At 37.2% G+C, this 12,203-nt stretch carries 12 protein-coding genes; 8 read left to right on the plus strand and 4 right to left on the minus strand.

The genetic code is table 11. From position 1 onward, the window contains the following. Positions 1 to 30: 30 nt before the first annotated feature. From ABJ974_RS03890 to ABJ974_RS03905, 4 genes are all read left to right on the plus strand, one after another. The gene (locus ABJ974_RS03890; protein WP_419870075.1) at positions 31 to 918 is read left to right on the plus strand and encodes a ribokinase; all 888 of its coding nucleotides are present in this window, start codon (positions 31 to 33) and stop codon (positions 916 to 918) included. A gap of 88 nt (positions 919 to 1,006) precedes the next feature. Beyond that, positions 1,007 to 1,843: an alpha/beta hydrolase family protein gene (locus tag ABJ974_RS03895; RefSeq protein ID WP_419870076.1), complete on the plus strand. Its 837-nt coding sequence runs from the start codon at positions 1,007 to 1,009 to the stop codon at positions 1,841 to 1,843. Positions 1,844 to 1,849: 6 nt separating this feature from the next. After that, a complete protein-coding gene (locus tag ABJ974_RS03900; RefSeq protein WP_419870077.1) occupies positions 1,850 to 2,494 on the plus strand; it encodes an HD domain-containing protein in 645 nt (214 codons plus the stop codon). A gap of 42 nt (positions 2,495 to 2,536) precedes the next feature. Beyond that, entirely contained in the window at positions 2,537 to 3,130 is a 594-nt protein-coding gene (locus ABJ974_RS03905) for a hypothetical protein (RefSeq protein ID WP_419870078.1), read from the plus strand. A gap of 26 nt (positions 3,131 to 3,156) precedes the next feature. Here ABJ974_RS03905 and ABJ974_RS03910 read toward each other — a convergent pair whose 3' ends face one another. The 4 genes from ABJ974_RS03910 to ABJ974_RS03925 all read right to left on the minus strand — a co-directional run bounded on the left by ABJ974_RS03910 (position 3,157) and on the right by ABJ974_RS03925 (position 7,186). Continuing rightward, entirely contained in the window at positions 3,157 to 4,047 is an 891-nt protein-coding gene (locus ABJ974_RS03910; protein ID WP_419870079.1) for a DUF72 domain-containing protein, read from the minus strand. Between the two features lie 143 nt (positions 4,048 to 4,190). Then, positions 4,191 to 5,849 carry a ribonucleoside-diphosphate reductase subunit alpha gene (locus tag ABJ974_RS03915; protein ID WP_419870943.1) on the minus strand — a complete coding sequence of 553 codons (1,659 nt, stop codon included), beginning with the start codon at positions 5,847 to 5,849 and terminating at the stop codon, positions 4,191 to 4,193. Positions 5,850 to 6,014: 165 nt separating this feature from the next. After that, positions 6,015 to 6,206: a YodC family protein gene (locus tag ABJ974_RS03920; RefSeq protein ID WP_419870080.1), complete on the minus strand. Its 192-nt coding sequence runs from the start codon at positions 6,204 to 6,206 to the stop codon at positions 6,015 to 6,017. 5 nt (positions 6,207 to 6,211) lie between these two features. Beyond that, the gene (locus ABJ974_RS03925) at positions 6,212 to 7,186 is read right to left on the minus strand and encodes a ribonucleotide-diphosphate reductase subunit beta (protein WP_419870081.1); all 975 of its coding nucleotides are present in this window, start codon (positions 7,184 to 7,186) and stop codon (positions 6,212 to 6,214) included. Positions 7,187 to 7,612: 426 nt separating this feature from the next. Between ABJ974_RS03925 and ABJ974_RS03930 the strand changes: the two genes are divergently transcribed. The 4 genes from ABJ974_RS03930 (at position 7,613) to ABJ974_RS03945 (ending at position 12,194) form a co-directional block, all read left to right on the plus strand. Further along, positions 7,613 to 8,302, plus strand: coding sequence for an ABC transporter ATP-binding protein (locus ABJ974_RS03930; RefSeq protein WP_419870082.1), 690 nt, complete (start codon positions 7,613 to 7,615; stop codon positions 8,300 to 8,302). 101 nt (positions 8,303 to 8,403) lie between these two features. Beyond that, a complete protein-coding gene (locus ABJ974_RS03935; protein WP_419870083.1) occupies positions 8,404 to 9,633 on the plus strand; it encodes an ABC transporter permease in 1,230 nt (409 codons plus the stop codon). A 56-nt stretch (positions 9,634 to 9,689) separates the two neighbouring features. Next, the gene (locus ABJ974_RS03940) at positions 9,690 to 10,961 is read left to right on the plus strand and encodes an ABC transporter permease (protein ID WP_419870084.1); all 1,272 of its coding nucleotides are present in this window, start codon (positions 9,690 to 9,692) and stop codon (positions 10,959 to 10,961) included. A 39-nt stretch (positions 10,962 to 11,000) separates the two neighbouring features. Next, the gene (locus ABJ974_RS03945) at positions 11,001 to 12,194 is read left to right on the plus strand and encodes an efflux RND transporter periplasmic adaptor subunit (RefSeq protein WP_419870085.1); all 1,194 of its coding nucleotides are present in this window, start codon (positions 11,001 to 11,003) and stop codon (positions 12,192 to 12,194) included. The last annotated feature ends 9 nt before the right edge of the window (positions 12,195 to 12,203 follow it).

Here is a 12,203-nt window from a genome sequence, read left to right on the forward strand (position 1 = left end):
AAATTTGTTAAAACTAATTTTAAAGGCACAATGAACTTTTCTTCAGAACAACCCAAAATTATCGTTGTAGGAAGCTCTTCCATAGATCTTGTTTTAGAAACCGATAAACTTCCTGCTCCCAATGAAACCATACTGGCACGTACATCAGGTAATTATTTTGGAGGAAAGGGCGCTAACCAGGCTGTAGGAACGGCAAGGCTAGGAGCAAGTGTTTACTTTATCGGGTGTGTGGGAATGGATCCTTTGGGACAGCAGATAATGAGAAACCTCGTGAATGAAGGAGTGAATGTAGGATTTGTGGTGGAAACCGATAAAGATGCTACAGGAACTGCTTACGTAACTACTTCCAATGGAAATGCCGCTATTGTGGTAATTCCTGCTGCCAATAATTATTTGAGTAAAGAACACATTGATGCCGCAGATAAGTATTTTCATACCACGGATCTTGTTCTGGTGCAATTGGAAGTACCTCTGGCAACCGTACAATATGCAATCCAAAAAGCAAAGAAATACGGAAAGAAGGTGGGACTGTATGCCTCGCCTGCAATGCCGCTGTGCGAAGAAATCCTGGATATGGTAGATTTTATTGTCGCTAAAAGCAGTGAACTTTACATTATTTTTGGAGAAGATCAGAGAGAGGAAGTGCTGAAAAAATATTTTAATAAAGTATTTGTAAGGGATGATACCAATTCCACAATTTATTTTGATGGTACGGAAATGAAGTATTTCAGAAATGATACGGATAGCACCATTCATAAAATGGGAATGGGAGATGCCTTTACTTCAGGGTTTGCCATAGCTCTATGCCATGGAAATTCAATAGAGGAGTGTGTAAAGTTCGGGAATGAAGTTTCTGCAAAGGTTTCTTTAAAAAGAGGTTCCCAGACCGGTCTTCCCTTAAAATCCGATTTCATTTAAATTATTTGCTGCATATAGAAAATTCAAATAATCATAGAATGATATAAAGTAAAATTTCCACTTTAGAGGTGGATTTTTTCTTTTAACCATGAAAAACATAATTCTTTATACTCAAGATAAAACTGAGCTGACTGCCCATCTCTTTTTGCCGGAGAAAAGCAACCGTAAGCTATTGCTAATCAATTCGGCCACGGGAGTGAAACAGCAGATTTACTTTTCTTTTGCCCAATATTTTTCTGAAAAAGGATATACTGTCATTACATATGATTACCGGGGAATAGGACTTTCCAAACCTTCAAAAATGAAGAATTTTAAAGCTTCTATGAGAATATGGGGAAGTGAGGATTATAAAACGGTCACCGATTATATTAAAAATCAATTTTCTGATTATCAAAAATATTGTCTGGGACATTCCGTAGGTGCCTTGATATTGGGAATGAACCCTGATTCAGGTTTGTTTAAAAAATTTGTTTTTGTGGGTACCCAGAATGCCTTTGTAGGAAATCTGAAGTGGAGGACCAAGGTGGAAGCTTATTTAGGATTTGGAATAGCACAGCCTTTAACCACTCAGCTTTTAGGATATTTTCCGGCCCATTGGTTTGGACTAGGAGAAAGTCTCCCAAAAAATTGCGCGTATGACTGGAGAACTTTAATTTTGAATAAAAAATCAACTAACCGATTGTTGGAGAAAGTTCCTGATTATTCTAAAGACCTGGTTCAAAAGGTATTTGTGATAAGAGCGGAAGATGATGTCTGGCTTACCGAAAAAGGAGTTAAAAGTTTACTAGGTGAAACTTACCCCAATCTTAAGCCTGAATACCGCTTAGTGAAAACATCGGAGTCGGAAAAAAAGGAGATCGGTCATGTGAATTTTTTTAGAAGCTACAACAGAAAGCTCTGGGGTATTATTTTAAATGAAATATAAATAAAAATGAAAACTACGATTGATCATACAATAGAATTTGTAAAAGTAAAACTGGAAGGAGCCGAAGCGGGGCATGACTGGTTCCATATTGAAAGGGTATGGAAATTATCAAAAAAAATTGCCGAACATGAAAACTGTAATCAGTTGGTCGTTGAACTTTCCGCTTTGCTGCACGATATAGCTGACCCTAAATTTCATAATGGTGATGAAACTAAAGCACTGACCATTTCCCGGGAGTTTCTGGAAAGTGAAGGCGTTGAGGAAAGTATCATTGAGCAGGTGTTATTTGTTATACGTAATATCTCGTTTAAAAACCGTTCGGAAGCCCCTCAGGATCTTTCTATTGAACTTAAAATAGTTCAAGATGCGGATCGTCTGGATGCTATCGGAGCTATCGGAATTGCCAGGACATTCAACTTTGGAGGATTTAAAAATAATCTTATGTATCATCCTGATATTAAGCCTAAGCTTACCATGACCAAAGAAGAATATAAAAAATCCAACGGAACCACTGTCAATCATTTTTATGAAAAGCTTTTATTACTTAAGGATCTCATGAATACTGAAAAAGGAAAAGAAATAGCACAGGAAAGACATGATTATATGCTTGGGTTTCTGGATCAGTTTTATAAAGAATGGAATGTTGATTAGGAGCTTTCCTTGTAAAACTTCTTAAATCAGTATATTTGCAGCATGGGACTTATCATCTTTATTATATTTCTGACGTCTGTAATTTCACTTTTTTTATATAAGGTTAAATCAGGAAAGGGAGCGGAATGGGCGAAACTCTTCCGTATTGTAACGCTGGTGTTTTCCATTTCTATTTTTACCTATTGGTTTATTAAGAAAAGTGCGGTGGGAATTGTTGAAAATTCCGTGGCTTTACAGGTTATTAATAAGCTTCCTCAAACATTGGATTTTTACGTGATCAATATTGATAACCCGGATAAAAACGGACATCTGGAAACCAAGCATATCGGAAAAATCCGCCCCGAATATTACAGAACTGAACACCTTAAAATGGATAAGTCCGATGAATACTGGATTGTAGGCTACCTGGGAAAGAAAAACCTGGTGTATTTTTCACAACATTCAGTACCCAATAAAAATATTGATCAGATTATTGAGGTTCATAATTATATCAATCAAAGTGTAAGCTTATCTGCAAAGGCAAAAAAACAGGTTGAATCCTATAACTACGAGAATGTAAAATTGGGAATCTGGGTAACTTTAGATATGTTACTTATTTTTCTGAATCTGGTTTTACTGCTCAGAAGAAATAAATAAAGCTCTTATCAATAAGAGCTTTTTTATTAGAATAATGTTCCTGTACCTTCAGTTGCCATTTGCGGTATTTGCAGGTCTGTCTTCCATTCTTCATTCATCTTTTTGATAAAATAGGCTGATAATAAAGGAGATGCCTTTTCGATGTTTTGGTGTACAAAGAAATAGAGATTTTGAAGGCCTTCTTTCTTCCATTGGGTTAAACGTTGCAGCCAGTCATTCAATCTTTCATAATCGCTTTCCGCATTGGCTCCTACATAACGTATAAAAGCATTGGGCGTTGTAAGGCGCATATGCAGCATATCTCTTCTTCCGGCAGTGTCTACAATAATATTCGTGATATGATGTTCTTCAAACAGCTCACAAGTGGTATCAAAGACATTCTGATCTGTAAACCATTCCGTATTTCTCAGCTCAATAGCGATGGGAACCTCTTTTGGCCAGTCTTTTACAAATTTTTCCAGCCTGTCATAATCTTTAGGTTTGAAATTATCATGAAGCTGTAAAAAAACCATTCCCAGTTTTTCATCAAATTTCATGATGGAAGTTGCAAATTGAGTCACCGGTTCCGTGACATCAATTAATCTTCGGAAATGGGAAACCGTATTAGTGATTTTAGGGAAGAATTTAAAGTTGTCCGGAGTTTTATCTTTCCATGTAATTACCTGGTCCGGAGTGGGCATGCCGTAGAATGTGGCATTTAATTCTATTGAGTTGAACTGGGTGGAATAATAAGTCAGCTCGTCTTTTGTGCCTCTCGGATAAAATCCTTTAAGGTCTGTTTTATTCCATTTGGCACATCCGATGGAGGTGTTTTCCAATCCTTTTTTATTAAGCTTTAAAATTTCTTTAGTCCTTGGATGATCCGGGGGTAAGGTGAAATCTATTTTGGAGGGGTCTTCTACTTGTCCGAATTTCATATTTGAATTTTTTGGAATTAATATAACAAATATAAGATAAAAGTATATAAATATGAGGAACAGGGAAGGTCAGAGATAATAAAAAAAGCACATTTTAAACGTGCTTTCTATTTATTTTAATTGTTGATAAACTCAAAGTTGAATTAAGCTTCACAGCTGGTACATGATACGAAGTTGACCATCATTTCTTTCGATACGGAAGAACTTCTCTGGTAGTATAATGTTTTCACTCCTTTTTTCCATGCTTCAATATAAAGATAGTTAACATCTTTTACAGGCATGGTAGATGGAATCTGTAAGTTCAGTGATTGAGCCTGGTCAATATATTGTTGTCTTTGGGCAGCCTGGGAAATAATTTCCATAGGGGAAATTTCCTTGAATGTTTTGAAGACTGCTTTTTCTTCATCAGTAAGCTCACTTAAATGCTGTACGGAACCGTGGTTCAACATAATGGTTCTCCAGGTTTCTTCATTATCGATACCTTTTTCTTCAAGAAGTTTGGCAAGGTATTTATTTTTACGCATAAAGTTTCCTTTAGCTAATCCTGCTTTATAATAGTTGGAAGAGAAAGGCTCAATTCCCGGAGAAGTCTGGCCTAAAATGGCGGAGCTGGATGTAGTAGGAGCAATAGCCATTAAAGTGGTATTTCTCATTCCATATCCTTTTAATAATTCAGGTTCCCCATAGATATTTGCTAATTCTCTTGAAGCCTGTTCTGCCTGCTCTTTAATATGTCTGAAAGCTCTTGCATTGAATTGGGTGGCTTCAAAACTTTCAAACGGAATCATATTTTTCTGTAAATAAGAATGGTAACCTAATGCTCCTAAGCCAAGGGCTCTGTGACGCATAGCAAAGTTTCTGGCTCCCTGCAGGTAATAATTTCCTTCTGTTTTTTCAATGAATTCCGATAATACGGCATCCAGGAAATATATGGCTAGTTTTACTGCATTGGTATCTTTCCATTCATCATATAATTCCAAGTTCATGGAAGACAGACAGCAGATAAATGATTCTTCTCTTGAAGAAGGAAGCATGATTTCAGAACAAAGATTACTTGCGTTGATAGGTAATCCGAGATCTTTATATACCTGAGGTTTGGTTCTGTTAACATTATCCGTGAAGAATATATAAGGAAGCCCTTTTTGCTGACGGCTTTCCAGTACTCTTGCCCAGATTTTACGTTTCTCCATATCTCCGTCCACCATGTCCTGCATCCAGTAATCAGGAACACAAACTCCGAAGAAAAGGTTTTGGATAGGACTTCCGATATCTTTAATGGATAAAAATTCTTCAATATCTCCATGATCGATATCCAGATAAGCAGCAAATGCTCCTCTTCTTACTCCTCCCTGAGAAACCACATCCATGGCAGTGTCGAATAATTTCATGAAAGATACAGCTCCTGAAGACTTACCATTGTCCGTTACCGCAGTACCTCTGTTACGAAGCTCTCCGAAATATCCGGAGGTACCACCTCCAATTTTGGTCTGCATGATTACTTCACCCATTTTGTGGGTAATTCCTTCAATGCTGTCCGGAATGTGAACGTTAAAACATGAGATAGGTAATCCTCTTTGGGTTCCCATATTGGCCCAAACGGGAGAAGAAAAGCTGATCCATCCTTTTGTGATCATCTCTTTAAAAGCTGGCTGTAATTCCGGCTTATATAATTTTTTGGCGGCAGCAGAAGTAATTCTGTCGATTGCTCCTTCTACAGTTTCCCCTTTCAGGAGATATCCTCTGTTGAGCATCTGCTCGGACTCTTCATTAAGCCACCATATATTGGTCTGTTGTTCTTCCATAGTTTCTATATTTTCAAATTCCCAAACATATATTGGGGGCATGTTTAGGAATTTTGTGTATTTATTAATTTAAATTTTGCGGGGAATGGTACGGTCCACCTTTATCTCTTTAATTATCACAACAAGAGATAATTTTTAACTTTATTCTCTTTATTAAGCTTTAGCTTAATGAGTCTGTTCCTGTGGGGAAACTAACTGCAGGGCTATTACAGGAAAAGCATTTTCTCTGTTCCAGGTATGGGTTGAAAAGTCATACCACGTGCAGCTTGCCATAGTATGATTATTGAATATTTCCACGATAGTCATAGACGGGCTACCGGATTTCAACTGTACAACATCACCTAATTTAAAGTTCATAGCTATTAAAATAAATCGTTTGCAGTAATACTTTTATCATGCTTAGTATAATCTACCGGTCTTTTAGCAAAGAAATCATCCAGACTGTTGGCAAATACCTCTTCTTCAAACCACATCAAAGGACGGTATTGCTCCGGAGAAATATTGTATCGGGTTCCCATATTAATTTTTTTCAGACTGTCATCTACACGGTATTTCATAAAATTAACAAGGTCTTCTTTTGAGAAGTTGCTCAATTCTCCCAATTCAAAAATCCAATCCAGGATTTCACCTTCCAGCTCTACGGACTGATCTACCAAAGTATAAATGTCTTCAATATCAGAGTCGGTCAATAAGTTAGGCTGCTCTTCACGGATTTTATTGATCAGATAAATTCCTCCGTTGGCATGGATCTGCTCATCTACTGATGTCCACGCAATAATATTGGAAACATTCTTCATGAATCCTTTAAATCTTGTAAAAGATAAGATGATGGCAAACTGAGAAAATAAAGATACATTTTCAATAAGAATACTAAACAACAGCAATGAAGAAACGTACTCTTTCGGAGTAGTGGAATTAGCATGCTTAAGAACATTAGAAAGAAATTCTATTCTCTTTTTAACAGCAGGAACTTCAATAACACGGGTAAACTCTTCATTATAGCCTAATACCTCCAATAGTCTTGAGTAAGCTTCGGAGTGACGGAACTCACATTCTGCAAAGGTAGCACCTAAACCATTAAGTTCCGGCTTGGGAAGATGATGATATAAGTTACCCCAAAATGACTTTACGGATACTTCAATCTGAGCAATAGCCAAAAGTGCATTTTTTACAGCATTTTTCTCATGGGGTTCCAGTTGCGAATGAAAATCCTGAATATCCGCAGTGAAATCCACTTCCGAATGTACCCAGTATGCTTTATTAATTGCTTCAATGAATTGAAGAACTTCAGGGTACTCAAACGGCTTGTAGCTTATTCTTTTGTCAAAAATTCCCATATTAAATGTCTTTATTATTATTTAAAAATCAGATTCATGTGGATAATGTGATAGAAAATTGTAATTTTCTGGTTTTTAGCTTTTTACGCTTTGAACTTATTAACAGAAAAGTAATATATTTTTTATCTCATGTGAACTACAAAGTTAGAAAACTGGAACTGATTTTGAAAGGGGGAAATACTAATTGGCTGAGTTTTAACCTTAAAAGTTTTCCACATTTACACGGAAGTTGCTCTGATATTGATGTACACGGTATTCGGGAATATAAATAGAAGAATTTTAGAGATATGGATTAAACAGTGATTTGTAAATTACTTATAATAGGTTATTTTAACACTAAACAATAATTTATGGGCATAAATTTTTAATATTGTAACAAATCGAAAGGATCTACTACTTATTGGATAATAAAATCAAAAGCACTTAATGTTAGTAATTCAGAATTTACATAAGTCATATGATACCGGCAAAAGTAAGCTGCATGTTCTCAAAGGAATCAACCTTAATATTGCTGAAGGTGAATTTGTTTCCATTATGGGAAGCTCAGGATCCGGAAAATCTACTTTGCTGAATATTATTGGAATACTGGACGAGAAGGACTCAGGAACTTACGAATTGGATAATGTACCTATCGAGCACTTATCGGAAGTAAAAGCTGCTGAATACAGAAGTAAATTTCTGGGTTTTATTTTTCAATCCTTTAATCTTATCGGATATAAAACTGCCCTTGATAATGTAGCATTACCTTTATATTATCAGAATGTTCCCCGAAGAGAAAGAAATGAAAAGGCGTTGGAGTATCTGGAAAAGGTAGGTTTAAGTCAATGGGCTAATCACCTTCCCAATGAGCTTTCGGGAGGGCAGAAACAGAGGGTTGCCATTGCCCGTGCCCTTATCACGGACCCTAAAGTCATACTGGCCGATGAACCTACGGGAGCTCTTGATTCCAAAACCACATTTGATATTATGAAATTGCTTCAGGAAATCAATAATGGAGGGAAAACGATCATTGTAGTGACCCATGAGCCGGATGTGGCAGCCCAGACCAAAAGAAATGTGGTGCTAAAGGACGGAATTATAGAAAGTGATGAATTTATACAACAAATTGTTTTATAATAAGCACATTTTGAAATTGATAATAATAACTGAAAAACAGGAGGGAGTTTTGCAATGGAATAGTTTCCCTCAGTATTTTCAATCTTTTTAAAACTAATAACATGTTTGACCTTGATCGTTGGCAGGAAATATTCAGTTCTATTCGCAGTAATGTATTGCGGACCGTCTTGTCAGGTTTTACAGTGGCATTGGGATTATTCATTTTTATTGTTTTATTCGGAATTGGAAAAGGGCTGCAGAACGCTTTTACACAAGGTTTTGCCAGAGATGCCCAAAACCTGATCTCCATCTTTACAGGAAGTACGACTATCGCCTATAACGGGCTTCAGTCTGATAGGGTGGTTACCATGAATAATGATGATTATGATTTCCTGATTAAAGCAGATAAAGAAAAAGTAGGATATTCCACCCCCAGATATACCGCCAATCTCATGGTGAAATATGGAAAAGAAAGTGGCAGCTACCAGATTAATGGTGCCGATACCGGGGAACAGTACATCGAAAACCGTAAAATATTGGAAGGAAGATACCTGAACCCCAATGATCTGGAACGTAAACAAAATGTAGCAGTGATCGGGAGAATGGTTCAGAGGGACCTCATTAAAAACGGAAGTCCGGTAGGAAAAGACCTGGATATTAACGGAACCATGTTTAAGGTGGTTGGTGTTTTTTCCGATGACGGAGGAGACTGGGATGAAAGACATATTACCGTTCCCATTACCACTTTACAGCAAATGAAAAAAGGCTCGGATACTGTGAGTACGGTATATATTGCCTATAATGAAAATTTAAATCCTCAGGAAGCTATTAAGTACGGTGATGAGCTTAAAGATAAACTAAAAGCCAGGAAAAATGTGTCGCCTGATGATGAAAATGCTGTCCGCATCTGGAACAATGCCCAGAATATGAACGACACCTTTATGTTTATGGCAGTTCTTACCGGGATCGTAACATTTATCGGTTTGGGAACCTTATTAGCAGGGATCATAGGGATTAGTAATATTATGGTTTACATCGTTAAAGAGAGAACCAAAGAAATAGGAGTCCGGAAAGCTATCGGAGCCAAACCAAGAAGTATAGTGGCGCTGATTGTTCAGGAAAGTGTAGTGATTACAGTAGTTTCCGGATTAATAGGAGTAGGGCTGGGAGTATTGGCGCTCAACCTGATCGGAAACAGACTGGAAGAATTTTTTATTATAAACCCGAGTGTAGGAGGAGGAGAGATCTTTATGGCATTTATTGCTCTGGTTTTTTCAGGGCTTATAGCCGGATTTGTGCCAGCTTACAGAGCTTCAAAAATAAAACCTATCGAAGCGCTGAGGTCGGAATAACCGCTCTGGCGACTGATTAAGTAAAATAGATTGATAACTTATAACCCAAACGTAAAGTGAACATCTTATTTAAAAAAGATACCTGGCAGGAAATTTATTATTCATTGAAGAATAATAAGCTCCGTACTTTCCTTACCATGATTGGAGTAGGCTGGGGAATGTTTTTGTATGTAACATTATTAGGCGCAGCAAAAGGAATGGAAAATGGTTTTGATAAATTATTTTCAGGATTTGCTACCAATTCTATCTTTTTATGGGCTCAGAATACTTCCATCCCTTATGAAGGGTTTCCAAAAGGAAGAAATCTGCATCTCAACTTACCCGATATTGAAATGCTTAAAAATAAGATTCCGGAAATCGATTATATATCCCCACAAAATGCAAGAGGGAGTTTCACGGGTACTCCTGGTGAATTAATGTCCAGAAACGGAAAGAGTGCTACATATTCACTTACGGGAGACTATCCTGTTGGAAATAAAATATCAGAGAAAAAACTGATTTTTGGCCGGTATATCAACGATGCGGATGTTTCGGGAAATAAAAATGTAGCCGTAATCGGGGAAGAAGTGTACAATAACTTTTTTGATTCTAAAAAGAAAGAAAATCCACTGGGAAAATCTATCAATATAAAAGGAATTTTCTTCAATATTGTAGGGGTATTCAGAGTGAAAAAAGGAGGAGGTTTTGAAAATGACCGTACGGTTTTTATACCACTTTCCACCTATACAAAAATGTATAATGCCGGAGATGAGATCGATATGTTTGCTATCGTCAGCAAGCCCAATGCAGATCTGAATATTGTAGAAGAAAAAATAAAACAGACTCTTAAACTTAAAAATAAAGTGTCTCCCGAAGATACCAATGCTTTCGGTAGCTTCAACCTTGGGAAAGAGTTTGGAAAACTGACAGGGTTTCTGAGTGGAATGCAGCTTCTCACTATCATAGTAGGAACGCTTACCATTCTCGCCGGAGTCATCGCTATTTCCAATATTTTGCTTATTACGGTAAAAGAAAGAACCAAAGAAATCGGGATCAGACGCGCTCTGGGAGCTAAACCTTCCGAAGTAAGAAATCAGATTTTGCTAGAGAGTGTGGTTATTACCCTCTCCTCGGGGCTGATAGGATTTATGTTCGGAATTTTTATTTTGATGGTTTTAAATGCTATGACCCAGAATCAGGATACCTTTCCTTTTTATAATCCTACCGTAAATTACGGAAACGTATTTGGAGCCATGGCTGTGATGGTGGTTTTAGGATTGATCATTGGAATGATCCCTGCTCAGAGAGCGGTTAAGATCCGTCCTATAGAAGCATTGAGAACAGAATAATTCTCTTAATTATAAGTGTTAAATAAATAAACTAGATATATGAAAAAGAAGTTTACCTGGAAAAAAGCTATTTATATTTTTTTAGGGCTTTTGTTTTTACTGGCGTTATTTTCCGGTATAAGTTATCTTATTAAATCCAATTCTAAAGAAAGTGAAGCTTTTCTGACCAGAAAGCCAACCGTTCAGGATATGGATGATAAAGTGATGGCAACAGGAAAAATTGTTCCCAAAGAAGAAATTGAAATCAAACCTAATATCGCAGGGATTATAGATAAGATTCTGGTAGATGAAGGAGATAAAGTGGCAGCAGGACAGCTTATCGCTACTGTAAGGATCATTCCCAATGTGGCGGAAGTAAACAATGCCCAGCAAAACGTACAAAACTCACAGTTGCAGATCAGCAATGCAAAAATGAATGTAGATAATATGCAGAAGCAGTTTGCAATGCAGCAGAAATTATACAGTCAGGGAGTGATCTCTAAACAAGAGTATCTTAATTCCCAGCAGCAGCTGTATTCCATGGAGCAGGCTCTTAAAAATGCATATCAGCAGCTGGCAACCGCTCAAAAGAACCTGCAGATTGTGAAAACTGGGGTAATTCCTGAATTACAGAACTTAGCGACTACACAAATCCGGTCCAAGGCAGCCGGAACCGTATTGGAAGTTCCTGTAAAAGTAGGAAGCCAGGTAATCGAAGCCAACTCTTTCAACGCGGGGACTACAATTTGTTCAATTGCGGATCTGAACTCTCTGATCTTCCAGGGGGAAATAGATGAGGCTCAGGCTGGGAAACTGAAACAGGGAATGGACATGAATATTGTGATCGGTGCTTTACAGAATAAAAAATTCTCAGGAAGGTTAACCATGATTGCTCCTAAAGGAAAAGATAATAACGGAACCATCAAATTTCCGGTAGAAGGTGATGTTTATAATCCTAACAATGAGTACATCAGAGCAGGTTTCTCTGCCAATGGAGAAATTGTTCTCAATTCCCAGAAGAATGCTTTACTACTGGATGAATCATTGGTTCAATACGAAAAGAACAAAGGGAAAGATGTTCCTTTTGTTGAAGTAAAGCAGCCGGATGGTAAATTTAAAAAAGTATACGTAAAGCTGGGAGCCAGCGACGGTATCAATGTCCAGGTGCTTTCAGGTATTACAAAAGATTCGGAAGTGAAAGTCTGGAACCCGTCGGATAAAGACAAAGAAGAACTGAAATCTAAACAGAAATAATAAACTAAC

This window comes from Chryseobacterium sp. CT-SW4, from assembly GCF_048572715.1.
Lineage (GTDB): Bacteria > Bacteroidota > Bacteroidia > Flavobacteriales > Weeksellaceae > Chryseobacterium.